Origin of the sequence: Sphingopyxis macrogoltabida (assembly GCF_001314325.1) — a bacterium.
Taxonomy (GTDB): Bacteria; Pseudomonadota; Alphaproteobacteria; order Sphingomonadales; family Sphingomonadaceae; genus Sphingopyxis; species Sphingopyxis macrogoltabida.
This window is the reverse complement of the sequence record NZ_CP009429.1, coordinates 3626238-3647308: the sequence shown is the minus strand read 5'-3', so window position 1 is coordinate 3647308 and position 21071 is coordinate 3626238. Positions and strand designations below refer to the sequence as shown.

General features: G+C 64.8%; 23 protein-coding genes and 1 other RNA gene. 8 read left to right on the top strand and 16 right to left on the bottom strand.

Annotated elements, in window-relative coordinates:
* Positions 1-69 precede the first annotated feature (69 nt).
* The 7 genes from LH19_RS17730 to LH19_RS17700 form a co-directional block, all read right to left on the bottom strand.
* Positions 70-915 (bottom strand): AAA family ATPase, encoded by an 846-nt coding sequence (locus LH19_RS17730; protein ID WP_054730929.1) that lies wholly within the window; start codon positions 913-915, stop codon positions 70-72.
* Positions 916-1020: 105 nt separating this feature from the next.
* The gene (locus LH19_RS17725; RefSeq protein WP_054730926.1) at positions 1021-1692 is read right to left on the bottom strand and encodes a DUF6975 family protein; all 672 of its coding nucleotides are present in this window, start codon (positions 1690-1692) and stop codon (positions 1021-1023) included.
* A 258-nt stretch (positions 1693-1950) separates the two neighbouring features.
* Entirely contained in the window at positions 1951-2244 is a 294-nt protein-coding gene (locus LH19_RS17720; RefSeq protein WP_054586842.1) for a PspC domain-containing protein, read from the bottom strand.
* A 376-nt stretch (positions 2245-2620) separates the two neighbouring features.
* Positions 2621-4636: an RNA polymerase sigma factor RpoD gene (rpoD, locus tag LH19_RS17715; protein ID WP_054730923.1), complete on the bottom strand. Its 2016-nt coding sequence runs from the start codon at positions 4634-4636 to the stop codon at positions 2621-2623.
* Between the two features lie 35 nt (positions 4637-4671).
* Positions 4672-6558: a DNA primase gene (gene dnaG, locus LH19_RS17710; protein ID WP_054733786.1), complete on the bottom strand. Its 1887-nt coding sequence runs from the start codon at positions 6556-6558 to the stop codon at positions 4672-4674.
* On the bottom strand, positions 6555-6944 hold the full coding sequence (locus LH19_RS17705) for an endonuclease domain-containing protein (RefSeq protein WP_145923513.1): 390 nt from the start codon (positions 6942-6944) through the stop codon (positions 6555-6557). The genes dnaG and LH19_RS17705 overlap by 4 nt, the downstream gene beginning before the upstream one ends.
* 108 nt (positions 6945-7052) lie before the next feature.
* The gene (locus LH19_RS17700; protein WP_054730920.1) at positions 7053-7505 is read right to left on the bottom strand and encodes a GatB/YqeY domain-containing protein; all 453 of its coding nucleotides are present in this window, start codon (positions 7503-7505) and stop codon (positions 7053-7055) included.
* Positions 7506-7636: 131 nt separating this feature from the next.
* On the opposite strand from LH19_RS17700, the gene carA reads away from it, so the two are divergent.
* From carA to LH19_RS17680, 5 genes are all read left to right on the top strand, one after another.
* Positions 7637-8839 carry a glutamine-hydrolyzing carbamoyl-phosphate synthase small subunit gene (gene carA / locus LH19_RS17695; protein WP_054730917.1) on the top strand — a complete coding sequence of 401 codons (1203 nt, stop codon included), beginning with the start codon at positions 7637-7639 and terminating at the stop codon, positions 8837-8839.
* Positions 8840-8842: 3 nt separating this feature from the next.
* Positions 8843-9067, top strand: coding sequence for a methionyl-tRNA formyltransferase (locus tag LH19_RS28785; RefSeq protein WP_145923512.1), 225 nt, complete (start codon positions 8843-8845; stop codon positions 9065-9067).
* Positions 9068-12388 carry a carbamoyl-phosphate synthase large subunit gene (carB, locus tag LH19_RS17690; RefSeq protein WP_054730913.1) on the top strand — a complete coding sequence of 1107 codons (3321 nt, stop codon included), beginning with the start codon at positions 9068-9070 and terminating at the stop codon, positions 12386-12388.
* A gap of 96 nt (positions 12389-12484) precedes the next feature.
* On the top strand, positions 12485-12961 hold the full coding sequence (greA, locus tag LH19_RS17685) for a transcription elongation factor GreA (RefSeq protein ID WP_054730910.1): 477 nt from the start codon (positions 12485-12487) through the stop codon (positions 12959-12961).
* Positions 12962-12978: 17 nt separating this feature from the next.
* On the top strand, positions 12979-13614 hold the full coding sequence (locus LH19_RS17680; RefSeq protein WP_054730907.1) for a rhomboid family intramembrane serine protease: 636 nt from the start codon (positions 12979-12981) through the stop codon (positions 13612-13614).
* A gap of 43 nt (positions 13615-13657) precedes the next feature.
* Here the strand turns inward: LH19_RS17680 and LH19_RS17675 are convergent, their stop codons facing one another.
* Genes LH19_RS17675 through LH19_RS17655 form a run of 5 tightly spaced genes read right to left on the bottom strand, consistent with a single transcriptional unit; the run spans position 13658 to position 16746 of the window.
* Positions 13658-13990, bottom strand: a complete 333-nt coding sequence (locus LH19_RS17675) for a hypothetical protein (RefSeq protein ID WP_054586851.1) — start codon at positions 13988-13990, stop codon at positions 13658-13660.
* Positions 13991-14045: 55 nt separating this feature from the next.
* On the bottom strand, positions 14046-14591 hold the full coding sequence (locus LH19_RS17670; RefSeq protein WP_054730904.1) for an NUDIX hydrolase: 546 nt from the start codon (positions 14589-14591) through the stop codon (positions 14046-14048).
* A gap of 12 nt (positions 14592-14603) precedes the next feature.
* On the bottom strand, positions 14604-15284 hold the full coding sequence (locus tag LH19_RS17665) for a TPM domain-containing protein (RefSeq protein WP_054730901.1): 681 nt from the start codon (positions 15282-15284) through the stop codon (positions 14604-14606).
* A gap of 12 nt (positions 15285-15296) precedes the next feature.
* A complete protein-coding gene (locus tag LH19_RS17660; RefSeq protein ID WP_407696667.1) occupies positions 15297-16142 on the bottom strand; it encodes a TPM domain-containing protein in 846 nt (281 codons plus the stop codon).
* Position 16143: 1 nt separating this feature from the next.
* Positions 16144-16746 (bottom strand): LemA family protein, encoded by a 603-nt coding sequence (locus LH19_RS17655; protein WP_054730898.1) that lies wholly within the window; start codon positions 16744-16746, stop codon positions 16144-16146.
* A 118-nt stretch (positions 16747-16864) separates the two neighbouring features.
* On the opposite strand from LH19_RS17655, the gene mscL reads away from it, so the two are divergent.
* Together mscL and ssrA are read left to right on the top strand one after the other, a co-directional pair.
* Positions 16865-17281, top strand: a complete 417-nt coding sequence (gene mscL / locus LH19_RS17650) for a large conductance mechanosensitive channel protein MscL (protein WP_054730895.1) — start codon at positions 16865-16867, stop codon at positions 17279-17281.
* A 30-nt stretch (positions 17282-17311) separates the two neighbouring features.
* Positions 17312-17666: a transfer-messenger RNA gene (ssrA, locus tag LH19_RS28120) on the top strand.
* Between the two features lie 106 nt (positions 17667-17772).
* Here ssrA and LH19_RS28115 read toward each other — a convergent pair.
* Entirely contained in the window at positions 17773-18624 is an 852-nt protein-coding gene (locus tag LH19_RS28115) for a BON domain-containing protein (protein WP_201258373.1), read from the bottom strand.
* 146 nt (positions 18625-18770) lie between these two features.
* Positions 18771-19184: a MerR family transcriptional regulator gene (locus LH19_RS17640; RefSeq protein ID WP_054730892.1), complete on the bottom strand. Its 414-nt coding sequence runs from the start codon at positions 19182-19184 to the stop codon at positions 18771-18773.
* 69 nt (positions 19185-19253) lie between these two features.
* Between LH19_RS17640 and LH19_RS17635 the strand changes: the two genes are divergently transcribed.
* Positions 19254-19874 (top strand): cation transporter, encoded by a 621-nt coding sequence (locus tag LH19_RS17635; protein ID WP_054730889.1) that lies wholly within the window; start codon positions 19254-19256, stop codon positions 19872-19874.
* On the opposite strand, the gene LH19_RS17630 is transcribed toward LH19_RS17635, so the two are convergent.
* Together LH19_RS17630 and LH19_RS17625 are read right to left on the bottom strand one after the other, a co-directional pair.
* Positions 19871-20716: a hypothetical protein gene (locus tag LH19_RS17630; RefSeq protein WP_054730885.1), complete on the bottom strand. Its 846-nt coding sequence runs from the start codon at positions 20714-20716 to the stop codon at positions 19871-19873. The genes LH19_RS17635 and LH19_RS17630 overlap by 4 nt on opposite strands.
* Positions 20717-20749: 33 nt before the next feature.
* The gene (locus LH19_RS17625) at positions 20750-21034 is read right to left on the bottom strand and encodes a hypothetical protein (RefSeq protein WP_234715958.1); all 285 of its coding nucleotides are present in this window, start codon (positions 21032-21034) and stop codon (positions 20750-20752) included.
* Positions 21035-21071 lie beyond the last annotated feature (37 nt).

Here is a 21071-nt window from a genome sequence, read left to right as displayed (position 1 = left end):
GCTGGGATCGCTCAACCGGGAGCGCTTCGTCGATGGCGGTCCCAGCTTTCGCTGGGACGACGATAATATTCAGCTTCCCTGCCGCCGCGCCATGAACGCCAGCTTTTCGAACAGCATCACATCCTGCTCGTTCTTGAGCAGCGCGCCGTGGAGCGGCGGGATCGCCTTGCCGACGTCGCGGTTCTGGAGCACTTCGAGCGGCATATCCTCGTTGAGGAGCAGCTTCAGCCAGTCGATCAGCTCGCTCGTCGACGGCTTCTTCTTGAGGCCCGGAACTTCGCGGACCTCGTAGAAGATGTCCATCGCGCGGCTGACCAGCGTCTTCTGGATGCCGGGGAAATGGACCTCGACGATCTCGGCCATCGTGTCGCGGTCGGGGAATTTGATATAGTGGAAGAAGCAGCGGCGCAGGAAGGCGTCCGGCAGTTCCTTTTCGTTGTTTGAGGTGATGACGACGATCGGGCGCTCCTTCGCGACGATCGTCTCGTCGGTCTCGTAGACATGGAAGGCCATGCGATCGAGTTCCTGGAGCAGGTCGTTCGGGAATTCGATGTCGGCCTTGTCGATCTCGTCGATCAGCAGGACGGGGAGCTTGGGCGAGGTGAAGGCCTCCCACAATTTGCCCTTGCGGATATAGTTGCGGATGTCGTGGACCCGCTCTTCGCCGAGCTGGCCGTCGCGGAGGCGCGCGACGGCGTCATATTCATAGAGGCCCTGCTGCGCCTTGGTCGTCGACTTGATGTTCCAGGTGATCAGCGGCGCGTCGAAAGCCTTGGCGATCTCTTCGGCGAGCACGGTCTTGCCGGTGCCGGGTTCGCCCTTCACGAGCAGCGGGCGGCGCAGCAAGGTAGCGGCGTTGACCGCGACCTTCAGGTCGTCGGTGGCGATATAGGCGCTGGTTCCTTCGAAGCGCATGGGCGTGCTGCCTTTCCCTTAACGTGAACGTCAATCAGGGCGGGCATAGCGAGGGAGGGTGGGCGGTGCAAGTAAACAGGCGTTGCCGCCCGTTGCGGCGTCGGATCAGGCGTCGTGCCGGCTCGCGGCGCGGGCGGCGAGCAGGTCCCACAGGCCGCTGTGCTGGGTAATCAGTTGCTGGGCGCCGAAAACCATGGCGCGCTCGACCGCGGGGCTGTCGGCGATCGTTGCGGCGAGCCGCGCCGTGTCGCGCAGGTCGGGCAGGGAGCAGCGCGGCGGGTTCATGTCGAGCCGCTGGGCGCTGATGTCGAGCAGGACGCGGATCGTCCGCCAGTCGAGCGTCAGCGCGATCGCGGCGCCGACCGCACAGCCGTGGCGGTCGGATTCGGCGAGCATGTCGAGCGCCTTGCACTGCGCGCCGACCGCGGACTCGCTCTGTGCCTGTCCCTGCGTGCTCGGCACCGGGCCGACGGCGGCGGCGATCTTCGACAGGAAGGCGCGTTCCTGCGCGAAGGCATCGGCGGCTTCGTCCATCCACTGGCGCGAGGCGGGGTCGACCGCCTTGCGCGCGGCATGGTCGATGACGCCGGGGTAGCGGCCGTGGAGGAGGCAGAGGAAATGGACGGCATCGGCAAGGTTGCGCATCGCTTGCACGCCGCTCGACAGCGCGCCCGAGCGGACATGCGGATGCGCACCGGTGCCCTCGCTCGCGACGAGCGAATCGAGCATTTCGGCGACATCGCGTGCCGGCAGCTTGGGCTGGGTCGACTGGCTCAACGCTTGATCCTCGCATGCGGCGCGGGTGATGAACCCGCCCCTCTGGAATTCCGGCGATGAGTCTTAGGGTAACGTCGTAAACGTCGCGTTTATAAGGTACGCCGAATCGACGAAATGCTGTGCCGGTGCGGGACGGTCCGAAAATAAAGGGACCGGCAAGCGCAAGGTGCTTGCCGGTCCCGGTTGGCTATGGCGCCAGTGGACGTCAGGGAGCCGGGAGCGGGTCAGACGGGGAGAGGGAGCCCGGCCCGCGCCCAATCAGGCTGCGAGAGCGAGTTCGCCGGTCGCCGGAGCGGCGGGGGCGATCGCGGCGGGCTGGGCGGCCGCCGGAGCTGCATCGCCGAGCTTCGCGGGGAAGAGGAAGCGCGACGCGAGCACCGCGACGCCGAGCGCGAAATAGCCGATGAAGGTCTGGACCGGGAAGAAGAAGAGCGGCGCGACGAAGGCGAGGCGCAGCCACAGCGGGTTGAAGCCGAAGTCCTGGCCAACGGCCTCGCAGATCCCGAAGAAGGTGTCGCGGCGGCGGAAGAGGTTGGTGGTTTCGTTTTCCATCTTTTTTGTCTTTCCTGTGGCTGCGGGCCCTGCGCCGCGGCGATGCCAAGTGTATCGCAAAGGCCGTGCCAGTTTCTGCAGCCCCCGGTTTTCCGGGATTTTTTATGTCAGCCAATCGGGGCTGCGCCGTCCTGAGTGCGAACCGATTCCCATTATGCGGGAATGATTGCCATTCGATGGCGTGCGCTTTCTTGTCGTTGAAGCGCTACGCATCGCGATGACGGCCGACATCTGGGGCCCAAATGTGAAGATTTAAAGAGGGTGAGCACAAAAAATTGTGCAGTGCACCATTCGATCAAGGCTTTGATCGAAAGTGCAAAATGAAACACCCCGCCGGTGAGGGCGGGGTGTCTGGTGTCCGGAGGCTTGCCGAAGCTTACTGGTCGAGGAAGCTGCGCATCTTGCGGCTGCGCGACGGGTGCTTCAGCTTGCGGAGCGCCTTTGCCTCGATCTGGCGAATACGTTCGCGGGTCACGCTGAACTGTTGGCCGACCTCTTCGAGCGTGTGGTCGGTGTTCATGCCGATGCCGAAGCGCATGCGCAGCACGCGTTCCTCACGCGGGGTGAGCGATGCCAGCACGCGGGTGACGGTTTCCTTGAGGTTCGACTGCACCGCGGCGTCGACCGGGATGACCGCATTCTTGTCCTCGATGAAATCGCCGAGGTGGCTGTCTTCCTCGTCGCCGATCGGCGTTTCGAGGCTGATCGGCTCCTTGGCGATCTTCATCACTTTGCGGACCTTTTCGAGCGGCATCGACAGACGCTCGGCCATTTCCTCCGGGGTCGGCTCGCGGCCGCTTTCGTGGAGAAACTGGCGGCTGCAGCGGACCAGCTTGTTGATCGTCTCGATCATATGGACCGGGATGCGGATCGTGCGCGCCTGATCGGCGATCGAGCGGGTGATCGCCTGCCGGATCCACCAGGTCGCATAGGTGCTGAACTTGTAGCCGCGGCGATACTCGAACTTGTCGACCGCCTTCATCAGGCCGATGTTGCCTTCCTGAATGAGGTCGAGGAACTGCAGGCCGCGGTTCGTGTACTTCTTCGCGATCGAGATCACGAGGCGCAGGTTCGCCTCGACCATTTCCTTCTTGGCGATACGCGCTTCGCGCTCGCCCTTCTGGACCATGTTCACGACGCGGCGGAATTCGGTCAGGCTCATGCCGGCGGCCTGCGCGATCTCGCTGATTTCGATGCGGATGCGGTCGACCGCGCCCGCTTCGTTCTCGGCGAAGGCGGCCCATTTCTTGTCGAGGCCCGACACCTGATCGAGCCAATTCTCTTCGAGCTCGCGCCCGACATAATTGTCGAGGAACGACTTGCGCGGTACCTTGTGGCGCTCGGCGAGGCGCAGCATCTGGCCGCCGAGCGCGGTCAGGCGGCGGTTGTAGCTGTAGAGCTGGTCGACGAGATATTCGATCTTGGTGCCGTGGAACTGCACGCTTTCGACCTGCGCGGTGAGTTCCTCGCGCAGCTTGTGATACTTCTTTTCCGACGCCGACGGAAATTCCTCGCCGCCCGACAGCGATTCAAGGCGGGCTTCCTGCAGCTTCTGGAACGCCTTGAAGCTCTTGGTGATGTTCGCGAACTTTTCGAGCGCATCGGGCTTCAGCAGCTCTTCCATCGCTGCGAGGCTGAGCGTGTTGTCTTCCTCGTCTTCCTCGAAGCTCTCGCGCTTGCCCGACGAACCTTCGCCATCCTCGTCGTCGCCGTCGGCCGCGGGCTCTTCCTCGACCTCGTCCTCGTCCTTGAACGAGACGCCGGCGTTTTTCTCGCTGATCTCGCCGTCGTCCTCGCCGCCTTCCTCATCGAGGTTTTCGGGCGCGGGGTCCTTCGACAGCATCGCTTCGAGGTCGACGATTTCGCGGAGCTGCATGTCGCCGTTGTTGAGCGCGTTCGACCATTCGATGATCGCGTTGAAGGTCAGCGGGCTTTCGCACAGGCCGAGGATCATCGTGTCGCGGCCGGCCTCGATGCGCTTGGCGATCGCGATTTCGCCTTCGCGGCTGAGCAGCTCGACCGCGCCCATTTCGCGCAGGTACATGCGAACGGGATCGTCGGTGCGATCGACCGTTTCCTTCTTCTTTTCGACCGCGGGGTTCGACAGCGATCCGGTGCCGGCGCTGACGTCGACCTCGTCGTCGGCTTCCTGATCGGCTTCTTCCTGCACATCCTCGTCGCTCTCGACGATGTTGATGCCCATGTCGGAGATCGCCGACATGATGTCCTCGATCTGCTCCGACGACATCTCATCCTGCGGCAGCGCCGCATTGAGCTCGTCATAGGTCAGGTAACCGCGCTTCTTGCCGCGCGCGATCAGCTTTTTGACGTCGGCCTCGTTGAGGTCGATCAGCGGGGCGTCGGTGTCGGCTTCGGTGTTCTTGGTGGCCATATCTGTTCCTGCCTAGGGGGCATCAAGTGGGTCGGTTACTGGCCGCTGCTGTCGGACAGCGCGGCCAGCCGGCGGGTCAAATCCTCGTCCATCGCGCGCAACCTTTGTTGTCGCGCCAGGCCTTCGTCATCCATCGTGCGCTGAAAGTCCGCGGTAGCCTCTGCCAGCCGGGCGCGGATTTCGGGCTGGGTGACCAGCACGCCGATATATTCTTCAAGGTCGCGAAGCGCCGTTTCCGGCGCCGGAGCGGCCCCCTGTCTGCTTTCCAGCCTGCGGTTGAACGAGAAGTGCATTCCGTCGGCTCTGAGCAATGTCGTCGCCCTATTATACACTTTCATTGGCTCCAATATGGCAAGCAACCCCTCGCAATCAAGCCCTTCCTGACCGATTGCGATGTCAAGCATCGCGCCGAGCAATTCGGCGTCGGCGGAATCGGGAACGGTAAGCCGCGTCAGCGCCTCCTCGTTGCGGCGCAGCGCTTCGGGATAGCGCAGCAATCCGCCGATGAGCGCGGCGACGAGCGGTGCCGCAATCCCCGCCTGTCCGATGGAACGCGTCTCGTGGGCGGGAGGTTGCAGGCGCGGATCGGGGGCGAAGCGGCGTCCTGCCGCTCCACGCGGCGCCGACGGCGCCCAGGGGACGCGCGGGGCACGCTCGGGCTGCCGCCGCGCAAACAGCGCATCGAGCCGCTCGCGAAACGCCTCGCGATAATGGTGACGGACGTCCGCATCCTCGATCGCGTCGGCGTGGGCGAGCAGGCGCGTTTTCAAGGCTGCGCGTTCCTCGGGGGTGGCAAGCGGGCCGGCGGCGACTTCGTGCGCCCAGAGGCGTTCGACGAGCGGCTGCGCGTCCTCGAGGATTTCGGCGAAGCCCGCCGCACCGCGCGCGCGGACGAGGTCGTCGGGATCCTGCCCTGCGGGCAGCGTCGCGAAGGCGAGGCTGAAACCGGGCCGGAGCAAGGGAAGCGCGCGCATCGCGGCGCGCATTGCGGCTTTCTGACCCGCGCTGTCGCCGTCGAAGCACAGCACCGGTACCGGCACCATGCGCCAGATCATGCCGAGCTGGTTCTCGGTCAGCGCGGTGCCGAGCGGCGCGACGGCATCGGCGATCCCGGCTTCGGCGAGCGCGATGACGTCCATATAGCCCTCGACGACGACGATCCGGTTCGTCTGGCGCGAGGCGGGCGAGGCCTTGTCGAGATTATAGAGCGTGCGCCCCTTGTCGAAGAGCGGGGTGTCGGGCGAGTTCAGATATTTGGGCTCGCCGTCGCCCAGGATGCGTCCGCCGAACGCGATGACGCGGCCGCGCGCGTCGCGGATGGGGATCATCAACCGGCCGCGGAACCGGTCGTACGGTTCCTTGTCGTCGACCGCGATCAACATGCCCGCCTCGACAAGCATCGCGGTCGGGAATTTCTTGAGCGCTTCCTTGAGCGCGCTGCGGCTGTCGGGGGCGAGGCCGAAGCCGAAGGCCTTGCGCGTCGCCTCCGAAATGCCGCGCTTGGCGAGGTATTCGCGCGCGGGTGCCCCGTTGCTGCTGCCGAGTTGCTGGGTGAACCAGTCGGCCGCCGCCTGCGTCACGTCGCGGAGGCTCGCCTGCTCCTCGGCCTTTTTTGCGGCGCGCGGGTCGGCGGCGGGAACGTCCATGCCCGCTTCGGCGGCAAGCTCCTTCACCGCATCCATGAACGACAGCCCGCGCTGGTCGGTCATCCAGCGGATCGCGTCGCCATGCGCGCTGCAACCGAAGCAGTGGTAGAAGCCCTTTTCGTCGTTGATCGTGAAGCTGGGCGTCTTTTCGTTATGGAAGGGGCAGCAGGCCTTGTATTCGCGGCCGGCGCGGGTGACCTTCACCGTCCGCCCGATCAGCGTCGACAGCGTGATCCGCGATCGCAGTTCGTCCAGCCATTGCGGGGTGAGGGTCACTTGACTCCCCTCCCGCTGGCGGGAGGGGTTGGGGGAGGGCATGTCGCAAGAACACGCTCGATTTCGATCACGACACCTTCGATCCGTTCCAATACATCATTGTTCCAGAAACGGATCACCCGATATCCTCGCGATTCCAGATAGGCGGTGCGTGCTTCGTCTTTCGCTACATCAACGGCGTGCTGGCCGCCATCGACTTCGATGACGAGCTTCTGGGTCCGAGAGACGAAATCGCAGATGAAGGGGCCGATGGGAAACTGGCGATTGAAGCGCACGCCTGCAAGCTTTCGAGCGCTAATGTAGGCCCAGAGCTTACGCTCCGCTTCGGTAGCGTCGTTGCGGAGTTCGCGGGAGCGCGCGGTGGGTCGTTTGTAGCCCTTGTCCATAACAGGCCCTCCCCCGACCCCTCCCGCAAGCGGGAGGGGAGAATATACGCTTGCGGTCCGCCTGTTCCCCTCCCGCTTGCGGGAGGGGCTAGGGGAGGGCGTGTCCCGTTATGACAGCGCTGCCTTCACCCAGCCCGACGCCTTGCTCATGTCGAGTTGGCTGCCGAGCCGGTCCTTCACCGCGGCCATCACCTTGCCCATGTCCTTGAGGCTGGTCGCGCCGAGTTCGTCGACGATGCCCTTGATCGCCGCGGTCGCTTCGTCGTCGGAAAGCTGCGCGGGCAGGAAATCCTCGATCACGACGACCTCGGCCGCCTCGATGTCGGCGAGTTCCTGGCGGCCGCCCTGTTCGTACATGGCGATCGATTCGCGGCGCTGCTTGACCATCTTCTGCAGCACGTCGGTTACCAGCACATCGTCGTCGGCCGGCGCGGTGCCGGTGCGGAGTTCGATGTCCTTGTCCTTGATCTTCGCCAGCATCAGCCGGATCGTGCCCAGGCGCGCCTTGTCGCCGCCCTTCATCGCGGCAACCTGCGCAGCCTTGATGTCATCGCGAATCATGCGTGTCCTCGTGCGCTGCAAATTTCGGAAAGGCCTTCTCTAGCGGGAAGATTCATAATCCGATAGCTTGTGAATCACTTTTTTGCCGCCTAGTTGGTCGGCCGTTTAGCCCCCCGTCCGGAGCATGTTGAATGGCACCTGCCAACCCCTCTGCCGCGCCCAAAACCCCGCCTTCGGGGGCCACCGGCGTCCTCGTTCTCGCCGACGGTACGGTGCTGTGGGGCATCGGCTATGGCGCCAGCGGCGCCGGTGTGGGCGAGATTTGTTTCAACACCTCGATGACCGGCTATCAGGAAATCCTGACCGACCCGAGCTATGCCGGGCAGATCATCACCTTCACCTTTCCTCACATCGGCAATGTCGGCGCGAACCCCGAGGATATGGAGCGCGAGAAGCGCGCCGCGATCGGGTGCATCACGCGCGAACTGCCGACGCTGCCCAGCAATTTCCGCAGCGTCCAGACGCTGCCCGAATGGATGAAGGCGCAGGGCCTGATCGGGCTTGCCGGCATCGACACGCGCGCGCTGACTCGCCGTATCCGTGACGGCGGCGCCCCGACGGGCGTCGTCGCGCACAGCCCCGACGGCAAGTTCGACCTCGATCGCCTGCTGCTGCTCGCGCAGGGTTGGCCGGGGCTGGAGGGCATGGACCTTGCCAAGACGGTGACGCGCGAGCGGCAGGGAAGCTGGGACGCGGGCGTCTGGCATCTGGGATCTGGCTATGAAGGGTCGGACCACAAGCGCGCCGGCGATGCCGCGCCGCATGTCGTTGCGGTCGATTATGGCGCCAAGGACAATATCTTCCGCAACCTCGTCAAGGCCGGCGCGCGGGTGACGGTGGTGCCCGCGAAGACGAGCCTCGACGAGATCGTCGCGCTGCGCCCCGCGGGCGTGTTCCTGTCGAACGGCCCCGGCGACCCCGCGGCGACGGGCGAATATGCGGTGCCGGTGATCAAGGGGCTGCTCGAACGCAATGTCCCGATCTTCGGCATCTGCCTCGGCCACCAGCTCCTCGGCATCGCGGCGGGCGCGAAGACGGTGAAGATGCATCAGGGCCACCGCGGCGCCAACCATCCCGTCCAGCGCGTCGGCGGCGACGAGGGCGACGGGGTGGTCGAGATCACCAGCATGAACCACGGCTTCGCGGTCGACGCGGCGACCTTGCCCAAGGGCGTGGTCGAAACGCACAAGAGCCTGTTCGACGGATCGAACTGCGGCATCGCGATCACGGGCAAAAATGCGTTCAGCGTGCAATATCACCCCGAAGCGAGCCCGGGGCCGCAGGACAGCTTCTACCTGTTCGAGAAGTTTGTGGGCGGTTTGGGGAAGGACTAAGCCATGGCAACCGTCAGGAAGTTTACCGTTCTGCCACTAGATGACGCTCGCCCGCACGAGGATGTCGAGGCAATTGTTCGCCTCGTTGATTGCGGACGAGAGCGCCTAATCCAAATTGATACTTACGGCCGGCCAACGCGCGAAAAGCCCGGTAAACTCTCACAAACCATCCGTCTGGATAAGGCTGCTTTTGAAAAGCTGGTCGAAATTGGAAGTAAGCACTTTTAAATGCCCAAAAGAACCGACATCCAATCCATCCTCGTCATCGGCGCCGGCCCGATCGTTATTGGTCAGGCGTGCGAGTTCGATTATTCGGGGACGCAGGCGATCAAGGCGTTGAAGGAGGAGGGCTATCGCATCGTCCTCGTCAACTCCAACCCGGCGACGATCATGACCGATCCCGACCTCGCCGACGCCACGTACGTGGAGCCGATCACGCCCGAGATCGTCGCCAAGATCATCGAAAAGGAGCGCCCCGATGCGGTGCTGCCGACGATGGGCGGGCAGACCGCGCTCAACACCGCGCTGGCGTTGTTCAACGACGGCACGCTGACCAAATATGGCGTCGAGATGATCGGCGCCGATGCCGAGGCGATCGACAAGGCCGAGGACCGGCAGAAATTCCGCGACGCGATGGACAAGATCGGGCTGGAAAGCGCACGCAGCGGCGTCGCGCACACGCTCGACGAGGCGTTTGCGGTGCTTGAACGCACCGGGCTGCCGTCGATCATCCGTCCGTCGTTCACGCTCGGCGGCACCGGCGGCGGCATCGCGTATAATCGCGAGGAGTTCGAGCATATCGTCCGCGGCGGCCTGATCGCCTCGCCCACCACCGAAGTCCTGATCGAGGAATCGCTCCTCGGCTGGAAAGAATATGAGATGGAGGTGGTGCGCGACCGCAAGGACAATTGCATCATCATCTGCTCGATCGAGAATGTCGATCCGATGGGCGTCCACACCGGCGACAGCATCACCGTCGCCCCCGCGCTGACGCTGACCGACAAGGAATATCAGATCATGCGCAACGCGAGCATCGCGGTGCTGCGCGAGATCGGGGTCGAGACGGGCGGGTCGAACGTCCAGTTCGCGGTCAATCCCAAGGATGGCCGCCTGATCGTGATCGAGATGAACCCGCGCGTGTCGCGCTCGTCGGCGCTCGCGTCGAAGGCGACGGGCTTCCCGATCGCCAAGGTCGCGGCAAAGCTGGCGGTCGGCTACACGCTCGACGAGATCATGAACGATATCACCGGTGTCACCCCCGCGTCGTTCGAACCGACGATCGACTATGTCGTCACTAAGATCCCGCGCTTCGCTTTCGAAAAATTCAAGGGCGCCGAGGCGACGCTGTCGACCGCGATGAAGTCGGTCGGCGAGGTGATGGCGATCGGCCGCACGATCCACGAGAGCCTGCAGAAGGCGCTGCGCGGTCTGGAGACGGGGCTTTCGGGCTTTAATTTCGTCGACCGCCTCAAGGGCGCGACGCATGACCAGCTCCGCAACGAACTGGCGCAGCGTACCCCCGACCGCCTGCTCAACACCGCGCAGGCGATCCGCGAGGGGCTGCCGCTCGCCGAGATCAACCGCGTCGCGGGTTACGACATGTGGTTCCTCGAACGCATCGCCGAGATCGTCGCGGCCGAACAGGACGTCTGCGAAAACGGCCTGCCGCGCGATGCCGAGGGGCTGCGCAAGCTCAAGGCGATGGGTTTTTCCGACAAACGCCTAGCCTATCTGGCGCTCCAGTCGGCGAACCTTCACCCCGGCACGCGCCGCGCAACCGCGCGCGGTTCGGGGCTGATCCACGAGGCGGTGAAGGCGATGACCGGCGGGGTCACCGAAGCCGAAGTGCGCGCGCTGCGCCACAAGCTCGGCGTGCGGCCGGTGTTCAAGATGATCGACACCTGCGCGGCGGAGTTCCAAGCGCAGACGCCCTATCTCTATTCGACCTATGAAGCGCCGACCTTCGGCGAGCCCGAGAATGAAGCGAACCCGTCCGATCGCAAGAAGGTCGTCATCCTCGGCGGCGGTCCGAACCGGATCGGGCAGGGGATCGAGTTCGATTACTGCTGCTGCCACGCCTGCTTCGCATTGGAAGAGGCGGGCTATGAAACGATCATGATCAACTGCAACCCGGAGACGGTGTCGACCGACTATGATACGTCGGACCGCCTCTATTTCGAGCCGCTGACCGCCGAAGACGTGCTCGAAATCCTGCACGTCGAAATGTCGCGGGGCGAGCTGGTCGGCGTGATCGTCCAGTTCGGCGGCCAGACGCCGCTCAAGCTGGCGCAGGCGCTGGCCGAGGCAGGCATCCCGATCCTCGGCACCTCGCCCGACGCGATCGACCTTGCCGAAGACCGCGAGCGTTTCGCGGCGTTGGTCAACAAGCTTGGCCTCAAGCAGCCCGAAAACGGCATCGCGCGCAGCCGCGAGGAAGCCGTCGCGGTCGCGGCGCGCATCGGTTACCCGGTGCTGACGCGCCCGTCCTACGTGCTCGGCGGCCGCGCGATGGAGATCGTCGACGACCAGGCGCAGCTCGAAAATTATATCGAGACCGCAGTGCAGGTGTCGGGCGACTCGCCGGTGCTGATCGACCGTTATCTGCGCGACGCGATCGAGGTCGACGTCGATGCGCTCTGCGACGGAACCGACGTCGTCGTCGCGGGCGTGCTCCAGCATATCGAGGAAGCCGGGGTCCATTCGGGCGACAGCGCCTGCTCGATCCCGCCGTACAGCCTGTCGCCGGCGATCGTCGCCGAGATCGAGCGGCAGGCCGATGCGCTTGCCCGCGCGCTCGAAGTCCGCGGCCTGATGAACATCCAGTTCGCGGTCAAGGACGACGAGGTCTATCTGATCGAGGTCAACCCGCGCGCCAGCCGCACCGTGCCCTTCGTCGCGAAAGCAGTCGGTTCGCCGATCGCCAAGATCGCGGCGCGCGTGATGGCAGGCGAGAAGCTGGCCGACCTGCCGAAGATCAACCGCGACATCAAACATGTCGCGGTCAAGGAAGCCGTCTTCCCGTTTGCGCGCTTCCCGGGCACCGACCCGGTGCTGTCGCCCGAGATGAAGTCCACCGGCGAAGTCATGGGAATCGACAGCGATTTCAACCTTGCCTTTGCCAAGGCGCAGCTCGGCGCCGGCGACCGGCTGCCGACGACGGGCCGCGTTTTCGTGTCGGTGAAGGACAGCGACAAGCCGCGCATCATCGATGCCGTCCGCCGCCTCGCCGGCTGGGGCTGGCAGGTCGTCGCGACCGGTGGCACCGCCGACTATCTCGCGGGCGAGGGCGTCGCGGTCGAGCGCGTCAACAAGGTTGCCGAAGGGCGGCCGCATATCGTCGACCGGATCAAGGACGGCGACGTCCAGCTCATCTTCAACACCACCGAAGGATGGCAGTCGCTGCAGGACTCGCAATCGATCCGCGCCTCGGCGCTCGCGGCCGATGTCGCCTATTATACGACGGCGGCGGCAAGCGACGCATCGACGCAGGCGATCGGGGCGCTTCGTGCGCGCTCTCTTGAAGTAAAGCCGCTTCAGGACTATTATTGAAGGACCGCTCCCACCCCCGACATTGACGGAAAAGCGGCTCGGCCGCCCCGGCGAAGTTTCGCTGGCGGCGGATTATTGACGAAGGACAACAGGATAATGGCAAGCGTTGAAAAGGTGCCGATGCTGGCGGAAGGTTATGAGAAGCTGAGCGTGCAGCTCTCGGCGCTCAAAGCCGAGCGACCCCTGATCGTCGATGCGATCGAGGAAGCGCGCGCGCATGGCGACCTTTCGGAAAATGCCGAATATCACGCCGCCAAGGAACGGCAGGGCCAGGTCGAAGCGACGATCGGCGATATCGAGGACAAATTGTCGCGCGCGCAGGTGATCGACCCGACGACGCTGTCGGGCGACCGCATCGTGTTCGGCGCGACCGTCACCCTCGCCGACGAGGACGACAAGCCGGTGCGCTACCAGATCGTCGGACAGGCCGAAGCCGACGCCAAGGACGGCAAGATCAGCTATAATTCGCCGCTCGGCCGGGCGCTGATCGGCCGCCGCGTCGACGACGAGATCGAAGTCACCGTGCCCGCGGGCGACAAATATTATCTGGTGACCAAGATCGAATTCGTCTGAGCGGTGGACGCAGCGCGATGAAGCCGCAGCACGCGCCCGTGGTCACGGGCTTTGCGATCGCCTGCACCCTGCTGTTCATCGTCCTGTCGATCACCGGCTACCAGCAGCAGGCGTTTATCGGCGCGGGCTTCATCCCGGCGCGCTTCGGCGCCGAACTGATCGCCCCGCCGGGCACGATGCTGCCCTTTTTCCTGACGCCGCTGAGTTCGGCCTTCCTGCACGGCGGGGTACTGCACCTTGCCTTCAACATGATGGTGCTGCTGTTCCTCGGCCGCCAGCTCGAAGCGCCGCTCGGTTCGGGGCCGATGGCGGTGCTGCTGATCGCCGGGGCCTATGCGGGATCGCTGGCGCAGTGGATCGCGGACCCTGCTTCGACCACGGTCGTTGTCGGCGCGAGCGGCGCGATCTCGGCGCTGATCGCGGTCTATGCGCTGATCTTCAGCCGCTCGCGGACGCAGGCGATCGGGCCGATCCCCGGCCATTGGGTCCGCGCCCTCTGGCTCGCGGCGGCGTGGATCGGGCTGCAATTGCTGATCGGCATCGCCGGCGGCGGCGGTTTCGGCAACATCGCGATCTGGGCGCATGTCGGCGGCTTCCTCGCCGGGCTGCTGCTCGCGCGGCCTTTGCTCCGCTGGCGGTTCGGGGGGCGGTAGTGCCGATTGGATTGGACGTCGGATTTGGCGTGGGAAACGGACGTCAACGGGCCAAGCAGGATTGAAGCTCGCTGCATATTCCTTCGAAGGCACTAAAATAGGAAGCTTCCAGCTTTGCCGACGATAAGCCGAAGGCTGCTCTAGTTTTCGTAAGCCCTATTCTTTCAGCGAGGCGCTCTCCTTCCTCACGGTATGGCGCGTAGAGGTCTTCGGCGGTCAATAGATCGCCCGCGTTTCTCATGCTGTAGTCCGCGACCCAAACGCAATATATGAGGCGCTCAATCGCTGACAGCGCCTCCTCGCCTTTGTCGGCCTTCTTCGCGATAACTTCGTCGCCAATTTCGATAAGCCACGTCTCATTGTCAGATGGATTCATACGGCCCCCAATCTGAGAAACACGTCTTACATGCTGGCCTCAGGTCCGCAATCAGCTACGCGCCCAGCAATCCGCCCGCCAGCAGCATCGCGACGCGCACGTCGATGCCGCAGCCCTCGGCGCGCTTCGCCGCGACGAAATCCTCGATCCCGCCCAGCGGCACGCGGTGGACGACGATGTCCTCGCTGTCGACGCCGCCGCCTTCGCCGACTTTGGTCAGCTCTTTCGCGACGAGCAGGGTGAAGCTTTCGCTCACCATCCCGGGCGAGCTGAAAAACTCGCCGACGGTGCGCCAGTTGGCGGCGCGATAGCCGGTTTCTTCCTCCAGCTCGCGTTCGGCCGCGATTTCGGCCGCTTCGCCGGCGGTGTCGTCGCCGACGAGGCCGGCGGGAAGCTCGATGCAGTTTCTGCCCATAGGCACGCGATATTGCTCGACGAGGACGACGTGGCGGCCGTCCGCGGCCTCGTCGATCGCGAGGATCACCGCGGCATGAATCCCGCGCGAGCGCGAGACATATTCCCACGTTCCCTGCTGTTTGACGGTAACGAATTTTCCCTCCCACCGGGTCTCGATGGGGGCGTCGGGGGCAGGGCGGGCCATGAAATGTCCTTTTTAGATTTCGATCAGCCGGTCGGGCAGCTCATTGGGGTTTTCGTCGCCCTTGGGAAAATGTTCGGCGAGCACGACACCCATCTGCGTCACCGCCGCGGCCATGCCGGCGCCCGGACGTCCGGCGCGGACATCGTCGATCAGCGCCGCCATCGCATCGCCCCAGACTTCGGGCGCGACCTTGGCCGCGATCGCCTCGTCGGCGACGATGTCGGCACGATGTTCCTTGAGGCTGAGATAGAGGAGGACGCCGGTGCGCCCCAAGGTCTTCGCCTCGGTGCCGACCTTGAACAGATCTACGGCGCGGGCGCGGACGCGTCCGGCCTTGATCGCGCGCGGCGTCAGCGCCAGCCGGAGCGGCCGCCACAGCAAGATCAGCCACATGCCGATCCATTTGAGCACGCCGACTGCGATCACCGTGCCAAGCCATTCATTGGCAGTGAGTTCGTGCCCCCAGCCGCCGGTGAGGCGATAATAGAGGCCTTGGTAAAATTCGGGGAACAGCGCGATCACCGACATGGCGAGGAAGGCGATGACGCTTGCCCAGACGAGCGCGACATCGTCATAGTCATTCGATTGCGCCGCGACGACGGTGACGATTTCGCCGCTGGTATGCGCTTCGGCCGCCGCGACCGCGACGGTGACGAGGTCGTGATCGGCTTCGCTGACATGGCTGACTTTCATGGCCTCGCTCCCCTACCAGCCGCCCGACGCGCCGCCGCCGCCGAAGCTTCCGCCGCCGCCAGAGAAGCCGCCGAAGCTTCCGCCGCCGCCACCCCAGCTCGAACCGCCGCCGCCCCACGACGATCCGCCGCCCGAGCCCCAGTCATCGTCATCGCCGCCCCAGATGATGATCGGCGCGCCGCCCCACGGGCGGTTCTTGCGATGCTTCTTGCCGCGCCGCCCGAGGCTGGAGAGGATCGGCAGGATGAAGAAGAAAAAGACGATGAAGCCGATGAAGATCAGCCCGCCGATATCGCCGTCGTCGGCGCGGTCGCGCTCCTCCGTCGCCGCAGTCTGCGCTCGCGCGGCGGCTTCTTCGGGCGGGAGCTGGATTTGCTGGGCGATCGCGTTGACGCCGTCCTGGATGCCGCCTGGATAATCGTTCGCCTTGAATTTCGGCGTTACGATATCGCGGATGATCCGTCCCGACAGCGCATCGGTGAGCACGGGTTCGAGCCCGAGGCCGACCGAGATGTTCATCCGCCGCTCGTTTGGCGCGATCAGGAAAACGACGCCGTCGTCCTTCGCCTCGTCGCCGATGCCCCACGCGCGACCGAGCTTGTAGCCGTAATCGGCGATGTCATTGCCCTCGAGGTCGCTGACCGTGGCGACGACGAGTTGGTGGCCGGTCGTCGTCTCAAGCTGTTCGAGCTGGGTGTTGAGGCTCGCTTCCTCGGCTGGCGGAATAATGTCGGCCTGATCGACGACGCGCCCGGTCAGCTTGGGAAAGGTCTGCGCCGTCGCGGGCGCGGCCGTCAGCAACAGCAGCCCGGTGAGAGCGGCTGTTGCGAGCGGACGAAACAGAGTGGTCAGGGCCACCTTATTGCCCGAAGTCGACCTTCGGCGCGACGTTGGCGTTCGGCGTCACCGCGCGATAAGGGGTCATCGGCTTGGCGCCATGGACGATCTTGGCGCCGATGATGTCGGGGAAGGTGCGGATCGTCGTATTATAGTCCTGCACTGCGCCATTATAATCCTGCACCGACACGTTGATGCGGTTTTCGGTGCCTTCGAGCTGGGTCATCAGGTCGGCGAAGCGCGCCTGGCTCTTGAGGTCAGGATATTGTTCGACGGTGACGAGCAGGCGGCCGAGCGCGCTCGACACATTGCCCTGCGCCTGCTGGAAGGCCTGCACCTTGGCGGGATCTTCGAGATCGTCGGTGCTGAGCTTGACCTGCGTCGCCGAGGCGCGGGCCTGTATCACGCCTTCGAGCGTCGACTGCTCGATCTTTGCGGCACCCTTCGCGGTTTCGACGAGGTTGGGGATCAGGTCGGCGCGGCGCTGATAGGCGGCTTCGACATTCGCCCATTTGGCCTTGGCGGCCTCTTCCTTGGTGGGAACGCTGTTGATGCCGCACGCGGACAGCGACAATGCGGCAACCGGGACAATCAGCCAACGGGCAGAACGATAGGTCATGGTCATCAATGCTCCCTCGCGCGGCGTTTTGCCGCAACAATACACATAATAGGATGGCGCTTGCCTTTGTGCAATCCACGCGGCAGTTTCGACGCGGACCACCAACCATCGGGGAGCAAGCAAGATGTTGGGAGAATTCAGGGAATTCATCGCGCGCGGTAATGTCATCGACCTTGCGGTCGGTGTCATCATCGGCGGCGCCTTTGCGACGATCACCGGCTCGCTGACCGAGGATCTGATCATGCCGGTTGTCGGCTGGATCTTCGGCGGAGTCGATTTTTCGAGCCAGTTCATCCTGCTCGGCAGCGTGCCCGACGGCGTCGCGGCAACCGATTATGCGGCGCTCAAGAAAGCCGGGGTCGCGATGGTCGGCTATGGCGCGTTCATTACCGCGGTGATCAACTTCCTGATCCTCGCGTGGATCATCTTCCTTCTGGTGAAGACGGTGAACAAGGTCGTCCGCAAGGCGCCCGACGCGCCCGCCGGTCCGACCGAAGTCGACCTGCTCACGGAAATCCGCGACGAGCTGAAAAAGAAGTAGTTTTATATCCGCGACAAAATGCCCGCCTGCGCTCTTTCCAAGCGCGGGCGGGCTTCCTATATCAGTCGTGCCGGTTTCGGCCGGCTATGGTGATAAATGGTGTCGTGGAATAGACACAGCGGACCCGGGGGCAGTACCCGGCGGCTCCACCACAAACCCGCGTTTCTTGATGGGGACACGGGTTTCTGACGGGGCCGAACCAGGATCGACGTGTGTTCAAAGACGATGTTTTTGCCCGGGCTGAGTAACCCGTTCAAGGCTCAAAACGATAAGTGCTAACGATAACGAAGCACTCGCTCTTGCTGCCTAACCGATAAGCCTCACGGCCTAAGGTTAGACAAATAGAACGCGGTTCGGACCGAACCGGGCAACAGAATCGGATACCAGCGGCTGGGGACGAGCCGGGCAACAGAATCGTCCCACCTTATCCCCTTTCTGTCGGCCAAAAGGGAGCGGCGAACCGCTCCCTTCCTTCAGATTCAGCGCAACCTTCAGCTACCTTGCGGCACATATCCGGTGTCGACGCGCAGATTGTTCTGCACATGCTTCACGCCCGTCACGTCGTCGGCCAGATCCTCGGCACGGCGTTTGGCGTGCTTGCTGTCGACCTGTCCGCCGAGGGTGACTTCGCCCTCCGACACCGCAACGCTGATCCGCGACGCGTCGATCCAGCTATCTTCGGTCAGACGGTCGTTGACATCCTCGCGGATGCGGTCGTCCGACCGGATATAGTCGCTCGGCCCGCGGCCGCGATGGTCGCGGTCGCGGCGACGCTGAGCCTCTTCGTCGCCGAACCACGAACGGACCTCGTCGCCGGCGCGTTCGAGCAATCCGCGCTCATGGTGCCGCGCGCCGCCCGGATAGACATCGCGGCGATAGGTCGAGCGCCCGAAATCGGCGGCCGCATAGGGCAGGGCAGTCGGCCAGCCATAGAGGTCGGGATAGCTGCCGGCGAGCCAGAGCGGCGCGCGGTCATAATCGTCGCGCCAATCGCGGCGCGACGCGCGGCCCTGATCGCGGTCACCGCGGTTGCTGTCATAGCGTTCGCCGAAACCATAGCCGGCGTAGCCGCCCTGTTCGCGGTCCCAATGTTCGTGCTCGCGGCGATCGCCCGCGCCATAGCGGCGCGCCTGCCCGGCGCTGTAACGGTCGCCGCCGCGCGTTGGATCGGAACCGCCGTAGCGCCGCGCGTCGCGCGGCCCGAAACCGGCTTCGGGATAGCCGCCATATGTGTAGCCGCTTTCTTCGCGGTTGGCATTCCGATCGTGGAGCGGTTCCGATCGCGTGTCACGATCGTCCGTATCCTCGTTGCCGCTGCGACCCTTATAGTCTTGCCGTTCCACCTTGCATCTCCTCGTCTCGTCTGGGGAAGCGGCTGGTGGCACGGCCGTGGGGCCGCAGCCCCCAACCTGTCAGACCGACGCGCGCCGGGGCGGCAAGTTCCTCGCTGTTCGACGAAGCGAGTGGAAAAGGATGGCGTCGCCCGGCGTCAGGGATGCTCGACGGTGCACAGGCGGTGGTCGCCCAAGGCCTCGATCACACGGCAGTCGGCGGCGACGCCGCCCCGGCAGCGTCCGACGATGCGCGTCAGTTCGTCGCGGAGGAGGGCGAGTTGCGCGATCTTTTCCTCGACCTGCGCCAGATGCAGGCTGGCGATCCGGTCGGCTTCGCTGCAATCGCGCTCGGGGTGGTCGGAAAGATCGAGCAGCGAGCGGATTTCCTCGATCGTGAAGCCGAGGTCGCGCGAATGGCGGACGAACGACAGCCGCGCCCGATGCGTGCCGCCATAGCTTCTGTAATTGGCTGCGGTGCGATCGGGTGCCGGGAGCAGGCCGATCCGCTCATAATAGCGGATGGTTTCGATGTTGGTGCCGGTGGCACGCGACAGTTCTCCGATTTTCATCGCTTGACCCTGTAGTTGCTACAGGGTCCATATAGGGTGCCGACTCGAAGATAACAGGAGATTTCGGCGATGGCCGATCAATGCTGTGCAGGGAAAAGCGGCAAGACCGCACTCAACGATCCGAAGTGGCGGCGCGTGCTGTGGATCGCGCTGGTCATCAACGCCGCGATGTTCGGAGTCGAAATCGTCGCCGGGGTTGCGGCGGACTCGCGCGCGTTGCAGGCCGACGCGCTCGACTTCCTCGGCGACAGCGCCAATTATGCGATCAGCCTCGGCGTCGCGGGCATGGCGCTTGCGTGGCGAGCGCGAGCGGCGTTGCTGAAAGCCGTGACGATGCTGGCCTTCGGGCTTTGGGTATTCGGTTCGGCGATCTGGGGCTTTGTGAGCGGGAGTGCGCCGCACGCCGAGACGATGGGGATCATCGGCGCGCTCGCGCTCGCCGCCAATGTCGCGGTCGCGCTGATGCTCTATCGCTATCGCACCGGCGACGCGAACATGCGGTCGGTGTGGATCTGCTCGCGCAACGACGCGATCGGCAATGTCGCGGTGATGGCGGCGGCGCTCGGCGTATTCGGGACGGGGCAGGGCTGGCCCGATCTCGTCGTCGCGGCGATCATGGCGGGGCTGGCGATCTGGGGCAGCCTCGACGTCTTCCGGCAGGCGCGCGGCGAGTTGGCGACCGCCGCCTAGAAAGCGACGCCGGGACGCAGCACGAGCTGGAAGAAGGCGAGCAGGGCAGTGAGCGCGGCGGCGGGGATGGCCAGCCTGGCTGTGCCGGGCGGTGGCTGGGCCGCGGTGGTCGTCGCCAGTCCGAGCGTCAGCCAGCCGAGGCCGACGATGTGCACGACGAGCGGGATCAGCACGACCTCGACCGGTTCGCGCGGGACGCGAAACGGGATGGTGAGAAGCGTGGCGAGCGCCAGCGTCGCGAGCAGGGCGAGGGCGGTTGCCCGATCCGGCTGGCCCGTCGCGAGCGGATAGCGCCGCGCCAGCGCGCGGCCGGCGGCGAACAGGCCGATTACCGTGAGCGGAAGCAGCGCAAGGCGGACCAGCGGGCCGATGCCCATATAGGTCAGCGCGCGCCCGACGTCGTTTCCGGCGATCAGGCTGCCGACGGAGGCTTGGCTGAGCGCCTGGAACAGACCCTGAAACGCCATCCAGAAAGCGAAGATCCGCCATGCCGGACGATCCGTTCCGATCCGTCCGGCTAGCCACAGGAAGGCGAGGCCGCTCAGCAAGGTGGCGATTGCGCCGCCGCCCTGCAGCAATTCGGCTACCGGCGCGTCGCCGCGCCAGTCATGGTCGTTGTGGTAGAGAATGGGGTCGAGCCCCGGCACCAGCGCCTTCGGCACGACGAGCCCGACCTCCTGAACGAAGAAGGTCAGGCTAAAAGCGAGCGCGCAGAGCAGCGTCGAGGCGCCAAGGTTGCGAGCAGCCGGCAGGACCGGTCCGGACCCGGCGGGCAGACGGAGCAGGGCGATGGTAAAAGGCAGAAGGCCGATAGCAGCGATCAGCCCGAATAAAATTTCCATCCTAGTTCCCGCCGTGGTTACGCTCTAGTTGCCTCAATAGGCAGGCGGATCGCTCGCGGGAAAGGATTCATCGCTCGCCTGATCGACACGGTCCCAGCGCCGCCGCGCGGGATCGCGCATCGCAGCCGGGCCTGCCGAACGGGTCTGCGCAAAATTTTCGGGATCGGTTTCGTCATCCGAAAAGGCCGCACCGTGCTGCGGCCCCTCGTCGGCGCGGCGGCGGCGCCAGAGGGCGAATATCCCGGCCCCTGCCGCCAGTCCGGTGGCGAGTGCGGGCAACACATATTTCAGCGGGAAAGATTGCGGGCGTCGAAGCATGGATGTTCCCTCCTGCGATCATAACGGCAAGCGGCCG